15 protein-coding genes are annotated in these 19387 nt (G+C 58.1%); 4 read left to right on the top strand and 11 right to left on the bottom strand.

The genetic code is table 11. The annotated features are described in order from the left end of the window. Positions 1 to 7: 7 nt before the first annotated feature. Together WCO56_12070 and WCO56_12075 are read right to left on the bottom strand one after the other, a co-directional pair. Positions 8 to 3211 (bottom strand): glycosyl hydrolase, encoded by a 3204-nt coding sequence (locus tag WCO56_12070; GenBank protein MEI7730303.1) that lies wholly within the window; start codon positions 3209 to 3211, stop codon positions 8 to 10. 173 nt (positions 3212 to 3384) lie between these two features. After that, entirely contained in the window at positions 3385 to 4311 is a 927-nt protein-coding gene (locus tag WCO56_12075; protein MEI7730304.1) for a histone deacetylase, read from the bottom strand. A 366-nt stretch (positions 4312 to 4677) separates the two neighbouring features. Here WCO56_12075 and WCO56_12080 point away from each other — a divergent pair, with 366 nt between their 5' ends. The 4 genes from WCO56_12080 to WCO56_12095 are packed head-to-tail and all read left to right on the top strand — an operon-like array spanning position 4678 to position 9105. Then, the gene (locus tag WCO56_12080; GenBank protein ID MEI7730305.1) at positions 4678 to 5754 is read left to right on the top strand and encodes a hypothetical protein; all 1077 of its coding nucleotides are present in this window, start codon (positions 4678 to 4680) and stop codon (positions 5752 to 5754) included. After that, positions 5755 to 6360 (top strand): hypothetical protein, encoded by a 606-nt coding sequence (locus WCO56_12085; GenBank protein ID MEI7730306.1) that lies wholly within the window; start codon positions 5755 to 5757, stop codon positions 6358 to 6360. Between the two features lie 12 nt (positions 6361 to 6372). Further along, positions 6373 to 7779, top strand: a complete 1407-nt coding sequence (locus WCO56_12090; protein MEI7730307.1) for an MBOAT family O-acyltransferase — start codon at positions 6373 to 6375, stop codon at positions 7777 to 7779. 9 nt (positions 7780 to 7788) lie between these two features. Continuing rightward, positions 7789 to 9105 (top strand): hypothetical protein, encoded by a 1317-nt coding sequence (locus tag WCO56_12095; protein MEI7730308.1) that lies wholly within the window; start codon positions 7789 to 7791, stop codon positions 9103 to 9105. A 571-nt stretch (positions 9106 to 9676) separates the two neighbouring features. Here WCO56_12095 and WCO56_12100 read toward each other — a convergent pair. The 9 genes from WCO56_12100 to WCO56_12140 all read right to left on the bottom strand — a co-directional run. Next, complete coding sequence (locus WCO56_12100; protein MEI7730309.1) at positions 9677 to 10501, bottom strand: sialate O-acetylesterase; 825 nt, start codon at positions 10499 to 10501, stop codon at positions 9677 to 9679. 39 nt (positions 10502 to 10540) lie between these two features. Next, on the bottom strand, positions 10541 to 12925 hold the full coding sequence (locus WCO56_12105) for a glycoside hydrolase N-terminal domain-containing protein (GenBank protein MEI7730310.1): 2385 nt from the start codon (positions 12923 to 12925) through the stop codon (positions 10541 to 10543). 242 nt (positions 12926 to 13167) lie between these two features. After that, positions 13168 to 13551: a hypothetical protein gene (locus tag WCO56_12110; GenBank protein MEI7730311.1), complete on the bottom strand. Its 384-nt coding sequence runs from the start codon at positions 13549 to 13551 to the stop codon at positions 13168 to 13170. Positions 13552 to 13602: 51 nt separating this feature from the next. Then, positions 13603 to 14685: a DNA replication/repair protein RecF gene (gene recF / locus WCO56_12115; GenBank protein MEI7730312.1), complete on the bottom strand. Its 1083-nt coding sequence runs from the start codon at positions 14683 to 14685 to the stop codon at positions 13603 to 13605. Between the two features lie 97 nt (positions 14686 to 14782). After that, positions 14783 to 15739: a GDP-L-fucose synthase gene (locus WCO56_12120; protein MEI7730313.1), complete on the bottom strand. Its 957-nt coding sequence runs from the start codon at positions 15737 to 15739 to the stop codon at positions 14783 to 14785. A 12-nt stretch (positions 15740 to 15751) separates the two neighbouring features. After that, a complete protein-coding gene (ispG, locus tag WCO56_12125; protein MEI7730314.1) occupies positions 15752 to 17524 on the bottom strand; it encodes a (E)-4-hydroxy-3-methylbut-2-enyl-diphosphate synthase in 1773 nt (590 codons plus the stop codon). A gap of 14 nt (positions 17525 to 17538) precedes the next feature. Then, the gene (locus WCO56_12130; GenBank protein MEI7730315.1) at positions 17539 to 18069 is read right to left on the bottom strand and encodes an NUDIX domain-containing protein; all 531 of its coding nucleotides are present in this window, start codon (positions 18067 to 18069) and stop codon (positions 17539 to 17541) included. Between the two features lie 5 nt (positions 18070 to 18074). Next, positions 18075 to 18938: a sugar phosphate isomerase/epimerase gene (locus WCO56_12135; protein MEI7730316.1), complete on the bottom strand. Its 864-nt coding sequence runs from the start codon at positions 18936 to 18938 to the stop codon at positions 18075 to 18077. Between the two features lie 250 nt (positions 18939 to 19188). Continuing rightward, a partial coding sequence (locus tag WCO56_12140) for a hypothetical protein (GenBank protein ID MEI7730317.1) occupies positions 19189 to 19387 on the bottom strand: 199 nt, incomplete at its 5' end.

Raw genomic sequence — 19387 nt, forward strand, 5'->3', positions numbered from 1 at the left:
CCAACCCTTATTCCACCGGCTTGCGCCAGGAGATGACGGGCGGGGCGAGCAGGCCGGCCGGATATAATTGGTAATCCAGCGCGAAGCCTTTGCCTTCGGTCACCCAGTTGCCCGGACCGTAGGCCGCGACTTTCACCGGCACCTGGTGGAGCGGGCCAAAGGTGTTGCGCCGGGTCAGCACCGCGTGCAAGGTCACCACGCCGCGCAGGCTGGGGGTCTCGATGATTTCCAGCTCGTACGGTTGCCAGGCCACGTAACGCGTCTCCGTTCCCGAGGTCATCTTCAGGCAGGCGGCCTCGAATTTGGGCGTCTCCAGGAACATGCGGCCGGTTTGCTTGACGGTGCGCAGCGGCATGGGAATCTCATAGGCGACGCTGCCGCCATAGAACGGCAGGCCCTGGGCGACCAGATCGCCCACGGCGAGGGTGGCCGGCAGTTGCTCCAGGTGCTTGGCGGTGCCGCGCAGGCGGACGCCGAATTCGCCGAGGAGGTAGATGGCTTCGAGGTTGACGCCTTCATGGAAGGCCTCGACCTTGAGTTCGATTTCGTTGCGGCCCGGCAAGAGCTGGACCTTGGGCAGCGGGATGGTCTTGAACACCGGGTCCACCCACCAGCCGTTGGGCTTGGCGTCCAGCGGCCGGCCGTTGAGCAGGATGGAGACGCGCTCGGGATGTTCGATGGCAACTTTGATGCTGTTGACCATCTGCGTCTCGATGACGAAGCTGTAATTGAGCCGCACCTGGCAGAGGCCTTTGGGCTTGGGCTGCTGCTTGGCCTGGAACCACGGTTGCACCATGTGGCCGCTACGCACCGGCACGTTCAGCTTCGCGCGGATGGCGCGGTCCACCTTCAGGACTTCATTCTCCGGCTCCCAAGCGCCGTCGTTGAGTTGCCACTTGGCGAGGTCGAGCACGCAGACGTTGTCTTCACTCAGCGAATAGGCGAACGGCCCGGTGCAGATCTGGCGGCCGGTCTCCTTGAACACGGGGCGTTCGGCGGCCCCCGCCATCGGCTCGCGGTTCAGCACGAACACGCGCTCGCCCAGCGGGAGGAAGCGGGTGTGGAACTCCACCCAGCCTTCTTTGCGCTGCGTGGGCACCTGGTAATGCGCGGCGGTGGCGCAATCCCATTCGGCCACCTGGTGGCGGTCGCCCCAGACGCGGATCACCGCGTCCTCGACGCCATTGGTGCGGTCCATGTTCATGGCCACAAGGAACTGGTTTTCCCCGTCGCTGCGCAACTGGCAGAACACATTGCCGGCGGCTTTGCCATCGGCGGCGCAGGTGATCTCCACCGGCACGCGCACGGATTTCTTGACGGCGTCCACGACCGCTTCGCCATCCCACGGCACGGCCGTCGAGTACGCGGCCAGCTCCGCCGGGGCGCCGGATTTCACCGCGTTGACGTATGCCGGTGCCGGCCCGGCAAAGATCACGCGCCCGCCCGCCTGCTTGAAGGCTTGCAGCATCGCGAGGGTGGTATCGCGCAGGGTGACCATGCGCGGCACAATCACGGCGTGGTATTGCATCGCGCCCAGGCGCACCGTCGGCTGCCCCTTGCCATCCCGCCCGGTCTGCCCCAACCGGCTGAGCATTTCTTCATCGCCGTAATCGAAATCAATATGCGCGCTGGTGAGCCAACCGAACATTTCCCGGTAGCCCTTTTCCAATTCCTGCAACGCGGGCGTCCGGGCGGAAAGCCCGTTGGCCCAACCCACGCCGACTTGGCACCACGTGCTCTCGATGGGATTCAACACCAGAACATCGCAGACCGGTTGCCCCTGGTGCAGCATCAGGCCGAGGCGGGAATAGTAATCCTCCACGAACTTGTAATCCCTCCACCAGGCGGACTGATAGAAGATGCTGGCCGGGTAATCGCGCTTGGCTTCGCCCTCCATGGTGTACCAGCTCAAGTGATGGCAGCGCACGTTGATGCCGAACAGCGCCTGCCAATCGCCCACGTACTTGTGCCCCTCGAAATTGAACTGCCAACCGGTGACGCCGTAGAGTTCGCTCATCAGCCATGGCTGGTTGAGCTGCCGTGCCGTGGAGGCGAGCTGCTTGACGATCCAATAGTTCCGGTTGCCCTCGGTAAGCACATCCACGCCCGGCTGATGCATATATTCATAGGCCCGCATCAGCGACCCTTGCATGGCGGCTTGGGACACGAGGCTGTCCTCATGCAAATAATGCCCGGTGAACTGAATCTTATTGGTCTGGCACCATTCAAAGATCGGCTTGGAGAAGTTGTCGAGGAACATGGATTGCAACAACTCCATGTACTGCCACTTCACTTCCGCCACCGCCTGGCCGTCCTTTTGCAGGAACAGCTCGGGCAGCTTGTCAACGAGGTCGTAACCAAACCGCTTGCGGAACTGTTCCGGCAACGCTTCGGTCCAGGGCGTCATGCGCAGCTTGTTGGTGTTGTCCAAGCTGAACCCGCTGAAGACCGCGCCATGATGCGGTTCATCCGTGAAGATGCCCTTGATCGAGCTGCCCAGGCGATCGCCACAGTACAGACGGTACTTCTCATGGGTCAGCTTGAGGAACTCAGCAGTGGCGGCGCGGTTGAGGCGGTCCACATCGGTGAACCCATTGAAGAACGTGGAGGGATCCATTTCCTCAATGGAGAACGCAAGCACGGTCTGGCCGGGCGCGGGCGTGTTGTCCGGCCCGATGCGCTGGGCGGAAGTGAAGCTCAGGTTGTTCAGGTCGCAAGCGAACGCGGCAGAGATGGTGATGTCCCATTTAAACTGCTCTGCCGGGATGGTGCGCAGGCTCAGGAACTTTTGGCGGAACTTGGGATTCTGGGTGACCATGCCGCCGGCGGTGCCGCTGGGCCAGCGGTCTTCGTCATAGAGCCACGCTTCCATTTTGAGGCGGACTGCCTCATCGGCACAGGCATTGATCAGGTGGAACCAGTCCTTTCCAAGATACTCCGTCTGCAGCCCGGTGCGGGAGTGCATGAAGAACCCGCCCATGCCCATCTGCTTGAGCACGCGCGCCTGGCGCAGCAGCTCGTCCTTGTCGAGGGCGCCGTTCCAACTCCAGAACGGCTTGCCGCGATAGGCCGGGCCGGGATCAGCGAACTGCCCGTTCAAATTCTGGATGTTGACCAATTCCGGTGCGGCCGGTCCCACTGCGGACCCGGCTTGCCATACGGCACCCATCAAAAGGGTTGCCGCCATTGTGTATTGCAAAAGACGTTTCATAAAGAAAACCAGCCACGATAAGAGCGCACCCGCCCCGCGCTGGCAATCGGAATTTGCGTGGAATTGCCTGCTGCCGTCTCCGGCAGCAAGAAACCGGGACACCGTGTGAGCGCGCTTAGCTGGCAACTTAACCGGTCACGCCTCGTCACCTTGAATGGCGGGAGAATAGTCCGCTACTTCATCAGTTCACGGAGGTGGGCTTCGACAGCGGCGGCGAGGTTTTGAGGATCGTATCCACCCTCCAGCGCGGATACCAGGCGGCCATGGCAGTATTGGTTGGCGATGTCTTTAACGATCCGCGTCAGTTCCGCATAGTCAGCAGCCGTCAGCTTCATGCGGCCAATGGGGTCATTTTCGAGGGCATCGAAGCCAGCGGAAATGAGCACGAAATCCGGTTTAAAATTGGCTGCCGCCGGGACCAACACCTCGTGAAAGGCGCGTTTATAGTTGCCGATGGAACTGCCAGGCTGCAGGGGCACGTTATACGTCGTATTGGTGCCAGCGCCTTCCCCACGCTCCTCGCGCAGCCCAGTGTTTGGATAGGCAGGATGTTGATGCACGGAGAAATAGACGACCGTCGGATCATTGTAAAAGGCGGCTTGGGTGCCATTGCCATGGTGGACGTCCCAATCCACGATGAGGATTTTGGCCAGGTGGTGCTTTTGCTGGAGGTAGCGGGCGGCGATGGCGACGTTGTTGAAGATGCAGAAGCCCATGGCCTTGTCCTTGAGGGCATGGTGGCCGGGCGGGCGGATCAAGCAAAAGGCGTTTTTGACCCGGCCATCCATCACGGCATCCACGGCGACCTGTACCCCACCCGCCGCCAGCAGGGCGATCATGTACGAGTCGGCGGTGAGCGGCACATCCCGCGTGTCGAGGTAGGCAGCCCCCTCCGCCACGCTGGCTTTCACACGTTCGAGATATTCCGGGGAATGAATGGTGGTGACCCATGCGGTGGTAGTGGGCACGGGTTTGAGTAGCAGTAGTTCAGCAAGCAGCTTGTGCTCCTTCAATCCGGCCATGACAGCCTCTAATCGTTCAAAGCGTTCAGGATGGGAGGAGCCGGGATTGTGCCTGCCAAATAGATCATCATAAACCAAGCCCGTGCGATGGGCAGGTTGTTTGGCCGCTCCGTACCCGTTCGGGCCAGACCATGCGAGCAGACCCAGAGCCAGCAAAACAAACCCAGCGCTCGCAACCCGGAATGCACCTGGCCAATGACGGACAGCCCCACCCGGTGAGCGGCGGAGAGCCTCCGCCTGTTTGCAGGCGGACTCGGCAGATAAACTAAAACGCATACGTTTGCCTTCCGGGGTTCAATTATACTGCCGCCTTCTGCGAATACCAAATAACTTCACAAAAAAAAATCCCAAGTTCAATGGACATACGGGAAAGTAGATGACAAAGTTACCACGTTTGGACGACAATGACGAACAAGTGTGGACACCAGATTGAACATGGCGAATATGCGCAAGTATCCCTATGACTTAGGCGGTTCCAGTTGGGTAACGCGGCTACACTTGTTGTTGTTGGCCGGTGTGCTGGCGCTTGCCGGACCTGTGCCGTTGTGCGGAGAAGATTCCGACTGCCTGCAAGTGGGGCGGGAAGTTGCCAATAAAGGCTGGCTGCTTTTCTCCGCCCAAACGCCGGCGGGCGATTTCGATTTGTTTATTTCGCGCCCCGATGGCTCGGCCCGGCGCAACCTGACCGACTCGCGCGAATGGTCCGAGTTTGGGGCGCGTTTTTCGCCGGATGGCAAACGCATTTTGTATCGCCGGCTTCTGCACGAACCCAAAGCGATGGTCAATCACGGTATGTGGGGTGCCATGGGTGAACTGGTGATTGCCAACGCCGACGGCTCGCACCCAGTGTTGTTTGGTGGGCACGGAGAGTATCCCTGGGCCTCATGGAGCCCGGATGGCAAACAGCTTGCCTGCCTCTACAAACGGGAGGGCAAGATCAAGTTTATTGATATTGCATCCAAGAAGGTAGTCCGGGAAATGCCGCGTCAGGGGATTTTCCAGCAACTTTACTGGTCACCGGATGGCAAACGTTTGGTGGGCACCGCCAATATGGAGGGGTACGATTGGAACGTGGAGATGATTGAGCTCGATAACGAAAAGGCGACTATGATATCCCGGGGATTGAACTGCACGCCGGACTGGTTTGAGGGAGATTCCAACCGCGTCATTTATTCCAACCGCCTGCCTGGGCTGGGAAGCGAATATGGGTGGACCACTTTGATGCAGGCGACCGCCGATGGAAAAAGCCGCAGTTTGGTCTATGCCGAACGGGGACGTCATATCTATTATGGTTGCACGTCGCCGGATAATCGCTATGCGATCTTTTCCTTCCCGAAAACGGACGGGGGTACCGACGGCCCCTTGGCCATCATCCGGCTTGCGGATGCGCCGATCATTGTTCCGGATGATTTCAAAGAAATGCACGCCCTTTATCCCAACGCCAAGAGCGGCCCGGTTTTTCGACTCACTCAGCCTGGTTTTGAACCACACTGGACCTACGCTGAAATCGGAGGGCCATAAATGCCTGACGTGCCTCCTGACCATGGCAGTGCGGAAACTGATGACCGCTCCAGTCAGGACAGCGGCCAATTACAGCCTGTCGGTGCAACGCATCAAAACGGAGCGAGTTCCACCGGGCCGGGGCGATTGCGCGGAATTGCTGTGTTGGTGGCGGTGATACTGGTGATTTGGCTGCTTGATCGGCGTGTGCAGACGGGCGCAGACGAATGGGTTACCAAACTGGGGAAGATCGAAGTAACTGCCCGATTGTTGGAGCGTCCAGACCAATTTCCCAAGCTGGGTGCGTATCGCTATACGTATGTGCTGAAGTATCGGGTGCTCCAAGTTATCCGTCCGGATTCCCAAGGTAAATACCCCCTCAAACCCGGGGACGACGTATTTGTCGGCCACTACAAACCCTGGCTGCCGCGTTCCCAAATCAAGGACGGCGATTGGGGGGACAGCCCCTTGGGCGGTAAGCTCGACGGGTTTGTGGTTGGCGAAGTCCATCGCATGGCACTGGATTACGCGTTGCAGGACCTGGCACCCAGCGGCACGCTCGATTATTGCTTCCCGCCTGGCACCAATCGTTTCTTTGCGCTCTGGGCCAATCCCACCACCTATTAACGACGCCACCGCATGGTATTCACCACGCACATTTTCATCTTTTACTTCCTGCCGTTGTTCCTGCTCATTTATTTCAACCTGCCGTATGCCTGGCGGAACCTGTGGATCACGGTGGCAAGTTATGTGTTTTACGGCTGGTGGGAACCCTGGTTCGTCTGCCTGATGATGTTCACGACCATCATGGATTTCATTTGGGGAAGAGTCATCACCCGGCCCGGCGCAACTCCCGCCCAACGGAAGCTGGCGGTGGCCGCCTGTTGTGTCACCAATTTGAGCTTCCTCGGCTTTTTCAAATACTATCTGTTTGCCGCAGACTCGCTGAATCACCTCCTGGCCATGGTGGGTACGGAGCAATTCCGCGTGCTCCGGGTGGTTCTGCCCATCGGTATTTCGTTCTACACCTTTCATTCCCTCACGTACATCATTGACCTGTACCGGGGACACGCCACGCCGGCCAAGTCGTTCACCGACTTCTCCGCCTTTGTCGCGCTGTTTCCCGATTTGGTGGCCGGGCCAATTATTCGGTACAAAACTCTCGCCGCGCAGCTTGCCTGGCGGGAGCACCTCGTCTCGCGCTTTGCTTCCGGCGTGGCCATTTTCATCCTCGGTTTTGCCAAAAAAATCCTGCTGGCCAATCCGGTGGGACGGCTGGCCGATGCGGTGTTCAACGCGGCTGACCCATGCGCCCTGGATGCCTGGATTGGTGTGCTGGCCTACGCCTTCCAGATTTACTTCGATTTTTGCGGTTACTCGGATATGGCCGTTGGTTTGGGGCGCATGTTGGGCTTTGAATTCCCGAGAAATTTTGACGCCCCGTATCGCTCCGAAAGCATCACCGAGGTCTGGCGGCGCTGGCACATCTCCCTATCCAGTGTGCTGCGGGATTACCTCTACTATCCGTTGGGTGGCAACCGCCTTGGGCCATCGCGGACCTACGTTAATCTGGCGGTCGTGATGCTACTAGGCGGTCTGTGGCACGGCGCCAAGTGGAACTTCATCGTTTGGGGCGGGTACCATGGATTATTGCTGGGGTACGAGCGCTGGCGGGGCAAACAGAGCTTCTACAGCCAGTGGCCGTCCAGCCTGCGAATCGCCTTTACCTTCCTGCTCATGCTGTTCTCCTGGGTGCTGTTTCGTGCGGACAACTTGACCGCCGCCGCCCATTATTTCGCCGCCATGTTTGGCCTTGGGACTGCCACAGGTGTTTCCGGTTTGTTGGCCGCCGAGCTTTACCAACCCTGGCCGATGCTGGTCATGGCGCTGTGTGGTTTCCTGGTATTCCAGCCCCGGCAGGCGCATGATTGGGCGGTGCAACCGCAAAGCTGGCCGCGCGTCGCGGTGTTGGCACCGTTGTTCATTATCTCGCTCCTGGTCATGTTCTCCCAGGCGTTTAACCCCTTCCTCTACTTTCAATTCTAGGAGCGCGCCATGACCAACCCAACGCGAAAAAGTGAGCTGGCCCTGATCCTCTGCTTTCTGGGAATCATCGGTGCCGTGCCGGTCATCCAGACTTGCGTCGAGCTTCATGGCGGTGGTCGCGTACATTTTGCCAGCCTCCTGCACACCCAGCCAACGGCTAAGAACCTGCGTGAGTATGAGGCGGCGCTCGAAGAAAAGTCTGTGTTCCAACAACGCTTGCGCCCGGAAACGCAGCGGCTGTTATTCAAATCGCTGCATGACACCGGTGCCAAAGCCGTGCCGGGTTTGAATGATTGGTTCTTTTACCGTCCGGACCTCCGTTACCTCCTCGAACCTGATCGGCGTGAAACGGACACCAGCCATTCAACGTGGATGCCGCCGGCGACGGATACCACGCGCCGTGATAGTGTGGTCCGCGCCATCACGCGCTTTCGCGATCAACTCCGGGAGCGCGGCATCCAGTTACTCGTCGTTCCCGTGCCGGGCAAACCGGCGGTCTATCCCGACCAGTTGACGCGGCGGGCGTCCGCCCCGGAGTCGGTTGGCGACGGGCCGACGCAGTCATTAATCCGTACTCTGCGCCAGCAAGGGGTTGAAACGGTGGATTTGCTGGACGCCTTTCGCACCGCCCGCAGACATGGCACTAATAGCAGCGGCGAATTGTACCTGGCGCGGGATACGCACTGGAGCCCGCGTGGTGCGGCGCTGGCAGCCGGGAAGGTCAGTGAGCGACTGCGCGAACTTCGCTGGGCGCCGCCCGCCACCAAAACCTACGCGACGCATCCCGTCCGGGTAAACCGTTACGGCGATATTATTGACATGATGCAGGTGCCCGGTCTTCAACATGAATTTGCGCCGGAATTGGTCGAGTGCGAGCAAGTGCTCGATCCGGCATTGGGACCGCTGGTGCCATCCGCCTCGGATCGGCCCGGCGCGTTCAAGTTTCCGGCGCAAAAGGCGCAGGTGCTCGTGTTGGGCGACAGCTTTTGCCGGATTTATCAGCTTGCCGAACCGCAGTCGTTGGGCGAACGCGTAGAACGGCCCACCGCCGCCGAGGCCACGGATCGGAAAGGCGAGACGGCCACCAAAAAACTATTGCCCGGATCGGCTGGTTTCATTTCCCATCTGGCCCTGGCGCTGAAAGCCCCGGTGGACGCCATCGTCAGCGACGGTGGCGCTTCCACAGACGTGCGCCGCAAACTCAGCATGAACGCGGAAATCCTGGAAGGCAAACAAGTCGTCGTCTGGGAAATCGTGGAACGCGACTTTGCCTTGGGCCGGGCCGGTTGGGAGGATGTCCCGCTGCCCGCCAGGCTGGAACCATGACCCCGCAATCCGCATTGGTCTGGTTGTCATCCGTGCCATCCGAGTAATCCGTGGTAAAAAACCGGGGAATAAACCACAGATAAACACCGATAGACACAGATAAGAGGTCCGGCATTCCGCATTCCGAAATCCGCAATGACTCTGGGGACAATGATACAGTTCCGTACCCCCTCACCGCAGGCAACTTCCCCGGCGTCGCGGGCCAAAAACAACGCCCCCCTAACCGCAATTCAATCCGGCGGCAGGGGGTGCGAGGGTTAAATCAACAATCCCTATTTATTCAGCATATACACGACCACAGCTTTACGAACAAATCACCGCTCCGTTGGCCTCAACTGCCACGCCAAAGCATACCGTCCGCTGCAAAAAGAAAGAGGCTGATGTTCCGCCCGTTCCGCCACTCCTGGCGCAACAGGTTCCCAATGCCGATCAAGCCGCTGCGGACGCCGCGCACGCTTATTTCCTCCACGAAGAGCCGCTCCCATATACGATATAATTTGAGAACTCTGGAACAGATCAAATTGCCTGTTTTCCAGGATGCCGCTTTCGAGTTATTATCGAGAAAACGAGGTCATTTTTGCAACTCGATCATCTTCTCCGCATAGCGTTTGCCAAACGTCCGCGCCGATTCGGTGTTGTAGTGCAATTGGTCGCCCTTATGGTTCAGGCCCTCGGCGGAAGCACAGCCATAGCGTTTGACCTTTTTCGCCAAACCCTGAACCACCTCGTTGAATTGCTTGGTGGCCTTCTGCGTCTCCTCCTTCGGGCCGAAGCTGGATAGTTCACCCGCGACGAACGACGCTTCCGGGGCGTTCAATTCCTGCCGCAACATCGCAATCAGGTTGCTCAAAGCCTGGCCATAGGCAGCGCTGGCGTGACGATCTGCTTCGCCTTGATGCCAGATGATCCCCTTCAGGACACCGGCCTTTTGCGCCTCCCGGACGCGTTTGAGCATGTCGTCGTATGGGTGGGTCTTGGTGGCCTTGTCTTCCGCGCCCGGCACCCAGGCCTTGATCGAAGTGCCGCCAACGGCACATGGAATCAGACCGATGCGCACCCGTGGGTTGGCCTCCGCCATCTGTTTGCCGAACGCCAACCCCGGGCCGACGCCAGCGACGGACTTGTCGAAGTGCAGCGGATCGGTCGCGGGTTGCCACGTGAGGTTTTTGGCGAGCATTTCCACGCGCGGATGTGGTTTCTTGCTTTCTTCATCCACCGCCCCGCGCCCCGCCATGTTCGACTGGCCAATCAGCAGGTAGAGGTGAAAGTTCGGATCGGGTGATTGAGCCTTGGCCGGGCCAGGAACCCCGGCCGTGGACAAGACGAGGATCATCGCGAGGCAAGGAAGACTCAGGTTTATGGTGAGACCGTTCATTACGGTGAATCTTGCTGTCATAGTCTTGGTATGGTGTTGTTTTTGAATTGTGTCTTTAACTCAGAGTTTTTCAGCGGCAACCGTTTTCACCTGGCCGTTTACGCGCACCTTGACTTCACTCGGCTCCTTTGCGGCAATCCGATAGGCGGTGACCTTGCCCTCCTGCCAGGCAATGTCCACCACGAACCCGCCCCGCGCTCGCAGCCCTTTGACGGAACCGCTGGGCCACGCGACGGGCAACGCCGGCAGCAGGGAAAGAATCGGGGCTTCATTCTGCTCGACTTCGTGCGATTGCAGCAGCACCTCCGCAATGCCCGCCGTGCCGCCGAAGTTGCCATCTATCTGGAACGGCGGACAGACGTCGAGCAGGTTGGGGTGCGTGGATTGGGTGAGTAATTCGTGCAGCATCTTTTGTGCGTGATCGCCGTCTTCAAGCCGGGCCCAGAAATTGATCTTCCAGGCCTTGCTCCAGCCGGTGCCACCGTCACCGCGCAGTTCGAGGGTTTTCCTGGCCGCCGCCGCCAATTGCGGCGTGCCGCGCGGCGTGATCTGGGCGCTGGGATGAAGGGCGAACAAGTGCGACACATGCCGGTGATGCACATCGCTCTCGGCGAAATCCTCCTGCCACTCCTGCAACTGCCCGCGCTCGCCGATTTGGTATGGCAGCAGCTTGCCCAACGTGGTTTTGAGCGTCGCGCGAAACTCGGCATCCAGGTCGAGAATCTCGGCGGCCCGGAGGGTATTGCCGAACACATCGCGGATGATGCCCATGTCCATGGTACCGCCCGAACTGACGCTGGCGCGCACTTTGGCACCCGTGGCATTCGTATAGGAAAAGGTGTTTTCAGGCGAGGTGCTGACCGGGGTGACAAGCTGGCCTTTGCCGTTGTCCACAAGCCAATCGAGGTAGAACAGGCAGGCGTCCTTCATCACCGGATAGGCTTCCTTTTCAAGAAAACCACGGTCACCGGTGAACCGGTAATGCTCGAACAAATGCTGGCAAAGCCAGCCACTCCCCATCGGCCAGAAGGAAACCTGCGCCGCATTATCCACCGGCTGGGCATCACGCCAGATCGTGGTATTGTGGTGCGCCACCCAGCCACGGCGACCGTACATTTCCCGGGCGACCCAGCGGCCATCCACGGCAAGTTCACGGATCATCCGCAGCAGCGGCTCGGTACATTCGGAGAGGTTGCAGACCTCGGCGGGCCAATAGTTCATCTCAGCATTGATGTTGAGCGTGTACTGGCAGGCCCAAGGCGGAATCACCTCGTGGTTCCAAATGCCTTGCAGGTTCAACGGCTGCGTGCCAGGACGCGACCCGGCGATCATCAGGTAACGACCGAACTGAAAATACAACGCCGCCAGGGACGGATCGGGCTTCTTCAGGCGTTGATCGGTGGGCAGCTTGTTAGATTCCCCAAGGTCGAGTGTGACGCGGTCAAACAAACTGCGGTAATCGCGGGTATGCCGGGCGAACAGTTCGGAGTAATCGGGTTGCGCTATGGCCTGGAGGAAGGCCGCAGCTTTCCGGGAGGCATCCACCGGTTTCTGCTCGAAACCATTATAGCTGGAAGCAGCCGTGTAAATGACGACGACCTCGTCGGCACCAGCCACGATCATCGCCTCTTTCTCCGCCGACACTTTTCCACCTTGAGCGCGCACGGTCAGGCGTGCGTCGAAGGCTAAGCCACGCCCATTGTATAGGACTTGGCTCGCATTCGGCAGCCGCTTGCCTGCTTTGTTCCACAACTCCGGATATTTATACGTGTCGCCCTTCTTCTCCACCCAATCGAGCGTGCGGCGCAGGGCCAATCCGGGAAGTTGACCGTGCATCGTGAGTTGCGCGGCGTCCGCACGGATTTCCACCGGATGCGGCGAAGTCAGCCGGACCCGGAAGTTGAGGCGTCCAGGTTTATCAGCGGTGAAACGGACCACGATGACTTCATCGGGATGACTCGCAAAAATCTCACGGGTGAACTTCACGCCGTCCGCCTCATAGCGCACCCGGCAAAGGGCGTTATTGAGATCGAGTTCGCGGGTGTAATTTTGCGGCGGCCCCTGGTGAACGAAGTCGAAAAAGAGATCACCGAGCGGCTGATAGCACGCCCAGGAGCGCCCCAGCCATTTCTCGGTCACCAGCTTGTCGGCTTCGGCGAACTCGCGCCGGGCAATCAGGTTGGTGATCGTGGAAAAATCCTTATGCACATCCAGCGGGAGATTGCGGTAACCGGGATAATCGGAAACGAGCGTATCTTCGTTGAGCTGGAAATGCTCGTTGGTAACACCGCCAAACACCATCGCCCCAAGCCGCCCATTGCCGAGCGGCAACGCTTCATCCCATTTTTTGGCCGGGGTGGTGTACCAGAGTTTCAAGTCCGGCTCCGCCGCCAGAGCGGTGGACGCCAACATTAAACCGGCGAGCAAAGGCAAATGTGTTTTCATAGTGTTTCCGCAAAATCTGCAAGTATGGTATGGGGAATGTTTGTTCTTTTCAACTCTCAATAGTCTGGTTGAAAGGAATTGAATTGCGGGACGCCGGCGACCATTCGCCTCGATTTCAGGTACACGATGGCATTGGGGTACAGATCCAAGTTACCGCCCCCTCGCGAGACCGCAGAATTGCAGATGCTGTGATGTGTTCCGCAAACCCAAATTGGAGCTGAATCACGAATCCAGCCTCACCATTATGCGGGCGGCGTCAGACGGGCCTTGATAAAGCTGCGCACGCAGAGAATGACAAAAACCAGGCTGAGCACAAAAAGAATGCTCTGGCAAATCACTGCGGCAGGCCGGGGCACCTCGCCCCCATGAATCAGAGTCCAGAGTTTCGGCAGGCCGATTGCACCACCAATGATGCCCAGCAAACCGAGCGTAACCGCGACATGCATCACATGCATGCGGATATGCTCCCGGGCGGACAGCCAGCCACTGATGATAATGGGCACCCCCATGAACGCCGGAATCAGCGCCGTCACACTTTTTGCGCCGGTGCCAAAGAAACCGGCCAGCCCAAGCAAAAGGAGGACGCTGCCGTAGCCGATTGTGATTTTCCCCATCGTAGTCATCATATAAAGATGCCGACAAAGTAGCTCAAGGCCGACCCATGACCAAACATATATTCAACGCGACACACTGGTGATCGTCCCCCGATTGATCTCCCACCGGCAGAGATCCTGGCCGAGTTCGCTGGGCCAATTTTCCTCAGTGCAGGTCATGAACACTTGGCCGCGGGATTGCCGGGCACGCTCCAACAAGGGCAGCAACCCGCCACGCCGTTTCAAATCCAACTCGCCCATCACGTCATCAATCAGCAAAATGGGCGGCGCACTGTGAATTTCGGTCAGATACTCGGCCTGGGCGATTTTCAGGGCAATGGCCAGCGTGCGCTTTTGGCCCTCGCTGCCATACTGAATGGCCGGGCGGTCATTCAATAAGAGTTGCACGTCGTCGCGATGCGGCCCGACAATTGTGCTGCGATAGGTGCGTTCTCGGTCCCGTGATTTGGCCAATTCAACGGCAAAATCGGTTTTGACGCCGGGCTGGTAATGCAATCGCAGGCTCTCCGCATCATTGGCAATACCGCGATACGCCTGCTGCACCAGCGGGGTCAAGCGCGGCAGTAAAGCCTGGCGGTGCAGGATAATCTCATTGCCCACGGCGATCAGTTCCTGGCTGAAACTCTCGAGCGCCATCAGGTCCACCGGGTAATGCTTCAACAGGGCGTTGCGCGACCGCAAGGCGCGCGCGTACCGTTGCAACAGCCCAAGGTAAGCCGGGCGCGTATGGGCCAGCAGGAGATCCAGGAACCGGCGCCGGTTCCGCGAAGTGCCTTTCACCAACTGTAAATCCTCGGTGCAAAACACCACGGTGCGCAACGTGCCATAAAAATCCCCCAAGCGTTTGACTGGCTGACCGTCCACGGCCAGTTTCCGCTCCGCCGGCGACCAATACATTTTGATTTCGTGAGTCCCCTGCCCCACCACGTCCCCCTGCACGAAATACCCCTTGGCACCGTGGCGCACCATCTGGGCGCTGCCGATGCCGCGAAAGGACCGCAACGTGGACAGGAGATAAATGGCCTCCAGCAAATTGGTCTTACCTTGGGCGTTATCCCCAAGCAACACGTGAAAGCCAGGGTTGAACAACACGTCCAGCCGCGGATAATTTCGGAAGTCACGTAACTTTAGGCGCGCCAAATGCACGTACGTAGTCTAAGCAGACCGACTGCCAAAGAATAGGAAAAACCGATACAAACCATCGCCAGGACAATGCATTTACAAAGCGCGACAGCTACGGGAGTCAGTACCGCCCACCGGTAAATTCGCCCGCCGCCAAGCGGCGTCGGAAGTCGGCATAAGCATCGGCCAACCCCTCATCCAAGAGCATCTTGGGCTTCCAGCCCAGCGCCAACAGTCTGGAATTATCCATGACTTTACGCGGGGTGCCATCCGGCTTGGTGGTGTCCCACTGCAATTCCCCGGGGTAGCCCACCACCCGCTTTACAGCTTCGGCCAACTCCCTAATGGTTACTTCCCGACCAGTGCCGACATTGATAAACTGCTCTTCACTGTAGCTTTCCAGGAGGAACACACAGGCCCGGGCCAAATCCGTAGTATGCAGCAACTCGCGCAGCGGCGAGCCCGTGCCCCAGCAAACGACGGCTGGCAGATTAGCCATTTTGGCTTCATGCAAACGCCGGATCAAGGCCGGCACCACGTGAGAATTCTGCGCGTGATAATTGTCATTCTGGCCGTAGAGATTCGTGGGCATCGCGCTGATGAAGTCACACCCATACTGGCGGCGATAGGCCTGGCACATCTTAAGACCAGCGATCTTGGCAATGGCATACCATTCATTGGAGGATTCCAGCGCGCCGGTGAGTAAATATTCCTCCTTCAACGGCTGCGGTGCAAACTTGGGATAAATGCATGAACTGCCCAAGAAAAGCAGTTTTTTAACACCGGCACGCCAGGCACCATCAATCAGGTTGTTCTGAATTTGGAGGTTCTCGTGAATGAATTGCGCCGGGTACGTACTATTGGCCAGAATGCCACCCACCTTGGCGGCGGCCACCACCACGAACTCCGGACGTTCGCTTTGGTAAAAGGCCCGCACAGCGGCGGTGTCCAGCAAATCCAACTCGTGGTGGGTCCGGCTCAAGAGCCGGGTGTAACCGGATTGCTCCAATTCACGCCAGATGGCGCTGCCCACCAAGCCGCGATGCCCGGCCACATAGATACGTGCGTCTTTGGGAATACTCATAGAAGATTATTCAGGATTGCGCCACTTGCCGTGTTCGCGGATCAAATCCACGAGATGGTCCACGGCCTCCACTTCGGGGATGTTGAACTTCACCGGAGTTTTGCCCACGTACAGATTGATTTTACCGGGCGCACCGCCCACATACCCGAAATCGGCATCAGCCATCTCACCAGGTCCATTGACGATGCAGCCCATGACGGCGATTTTGACGCCTTTCAAATGTTCGGTGCGCGACTTGATTTTGGCGGTGATGGTTTGCAGGTTGAACAGCGTGCGTCCGCAAGAAGGACACGCGACGTAGTCGGTTTTGAACGAACGGCATCCCGCCGCCTGCAGAATGTTAAAGGCCAGCCGGAGCGATACGCCCGGATGGATCTCACAACGGACCAGAATGGCGTCCCCGATACCATCGGCCAGCAGCGTGCCAATCACCGCTGAAGTCCGCAGCAGGGCAATCCGCGCAGCCAACGGTTCGCTCGGTTGAACCAAGCAATCCTTGAGCAGGATGGGATTAGTCCGTTCCGTCTGCGCCAATTTTGCCGCCAGCAGGCGAAACGCAGCGATGGGCGGCAAATTCACCCCATCCTTTACGGTCACCAACTGGGCCTCGGAATCCACGTCGAAATCTTTCGTCGGATCCACTTCCAAGACATTGATCTGCTCATACACGCCTTCAGGACGGACGTCATCGCTCGGGCGCAACCGCACCGCAACCGTCTGGTAAACCGTTTCTGGCACTACCACCCGAATGGTTTGCTCGCCACCACATTTGACTCCCGGCAGCAATTCACATTCCTCGGTGACCCGACGTTGAAACGTGTACGGATCATACGACGTTTGGATGGCCGACCACACCGGCAACGCATTGGCCGAATGCGAAAGCGCCGGGATTTCGGCGATCAAATCATGGCAGACCGGGATTTCATACGGGGAATCTTCCGTCAGCGAAACGCGAATGGTATCCCCCAGTCCGTCACTGAGCAGCGAGCCAATGCCAATGGCGCTCTTGATCCGGCCATCCTCTCCTTCCCCAGCTTCGGTCACTCCCAAATGGATTGGGTAATTCCAATCCCGTCCCAGCTTGGCCAAGCGCATGGCGAGCAACCGATAGCACTCGATCATCACCTTGGGATTGGACGACTTCATCGAGAAACAAAAATTATGGTAATGATGTTTGCGCGCAATGCGGGCAAATTCGAGGGCGCTTTCCACCATCCCCAGCGGGGTGTCCCCGTACCGGTTCATGATCCGGTCGCTCAATGAACCATGGTTGGTACCGATGCGCATGGCGCGCCCATATTCCTTGCACAACTCGACCAATGGCGCGAATTGCTCCTCAATTCGCTCGAGTTCCTCAAAATATTGGTCATCGCTGTATTCCCGGTTGGCAAACTTCTTTTTATCCGCGAAATTACCCGGATTGATGCGGATTTTTTCCACCCACTTGACGGCTTCCAAGGCGGCATCCGGCTTGAAATGAATGTCCGCCACGATGGGCACCATGCAACCACGTTGGCGCAACTCAGCGACGATGAACTGCAAGTTGGCCGCGTCCCGAATTGTCGGGGCCGTAATGCGAACGAGTTGGCAACCCACCGCTACCAGGTCCAGCGTCTGCTGCACGCAGGCCGCCGTATCCATCGTGTCACTGGTGATCATGGATTGCACCACAATCGGATGATTGCCACCAATGACAACTCCACCGCGGCTCGGATCACCCACAACGACTTCGCGGGTAAGTCGGCGATGGTAGAAATAGGGGGTTTCGCAGTAGTTCATAATTCAATCCTGACTTATTTTGTCATGCTCCGCTTGAAATGCGCCAAGGCTGCCCGGGCGGAAACGAAGGCCACTTCGTCGAGATCAATATCCGCCGGAGCGACTACCTCCAATCCCGCCGCCTCGTCCAGCGCACGCGCGGCGTCAAAGGACGTCACGCGACAGATAAAAAACAGGTCGAGCGTGTCGTAGATCACCCCGCTGAACGGGTAGCGGTTGGGAAACGACATCAGGAATTCCATCGACTCGATTTCCAGCCCAACCTCTTCACGGGTTTCCCGTCGCAACGCGTCCTCGGCGGATTCCCGGCCATCCACAAACCCGCCGGGCAAGCCCAGCTTGCCTTGGCCGGGATCTTTAGCACGGCGAATCAGCAGCACGCGTCCCTGGCCATCGCACAGAATACCGCCTACCGCCGCCGAGGGACCAAAGTGCATCCGCAACCCGCAACGGTCGCAAAATAGTGCATTTTTATCAATGACCGAAATGGCCATGGCAGCACATTGCGGACAATGCTTGATCAAGTCCAGGCGGTTGTCGCGCATGAGAGTCACCACGTCACCGACTCAAGGAACTTGAGGCTCTGGGGCAATTGTTCTTTGACCGTGGGAGATTCGTCTTCAATGAAGTAATATTTTACTCCGACCTCGGCGCCGGCTTTCAGCATCGCCTTCAAATCAATTTGCCCCGCCCCCAGCGCAACATCGTTCTTCACATCCGTCTTACCAGTCAATTCACCGGTGGCGACCCCCTTCTTCAAGTCTTTGAGATGCACCAGTTCCCAACGGCCAGGGTGTTTCTTCAGCAGCTTGGCCGGGTCTTGCGCGGGGAAATAAACCCAAAGAATATCCATTTCAAAAGTCACCAACTCCGGCTTGGTTTCCTGAATCAGCAAATCCATGAGGGTACCATCACCATAAGGTTCAAACTCGTAACCATGGTTATGGTAGTAGGCCTTCATCCCGTACTTGGCGAAGACTTCGCCCGCCTTGTTAAGAACGGCGGCGGCCTCGCGCGCGGTCTTTTCCGTGAACTTGCCCTGATGCGGAATCCAGGCAAACCCGACGTAACTCAAACCCATGGCTTTGGCGTCCTTGGCCACGGCCTCGGGATTATCGCGCAGCAAATCATAGGAAAAATGACCGGCGACCGCTTTGATTCCCCGCGCATCCAATTCAGCCTTTAACTTTTCCGGTGCCAACTTGTAAGTGCCAGCCAGCTCGGCGTATTGGAACCCAAGCTGTTTCACCAAGTCCATGGTGCCAGGTACATCCTTGCCGAACTCAGCGCGCAAGCTGTAAAGCTGCAATCCCAACGGTCCCTTGAAGGACGGTCCAATACCGACGGCGGCGACAGTGCGGCCAGCGGTTAGCAATAAAGTGGCGCAAGCCACGGGAATGATTACTTTAATCATATTTTTCATAGGCGAAAACATACAGGCTTTTAGGCGTTTGCCTAGCCCGAATTTCTCACAGCCAACTTGCTGCCCCGGATCGCTGAAGCCAGCCGCTGCTTTTGGCACACCTTGAAAGTGGTGTCAACGCTGCGCTCCGTTGCGCATAGCCGCTCACTTGGACAAGTATTTCTGCATTGGATCCCCACTCATCCGCCTTCCTGTTTCTGGATCGTAAACTCGGCAGCCGTAATAAATCAGGCCGGTATCGTCATTGTGATACTTGGTCGAGAACCGGAAGGGGTAAATGAATGGCAACGGCCGGTAGCTTTGAGCAGTTGCCCGAATGTGGTAAGCTCATAGTATGCTCATATTCAGCCACCATGATAATGTCATGTTTCCAGTCACTTGTCGTGGCGTTTCCAGTCACTTGTCTTGAAGCGTAAAAACGACCCCTTATTTTAGACAAC

The sequence above is a fragment of the Verrucomicrobiota bacterium genome, assembly GCA_037139415.1.
GTDB lineage: Bacteria > Verrucomicrobiota > Verrucomicrobiia > Limisphaerales > Fontisphaeraceae > JBAXGN01.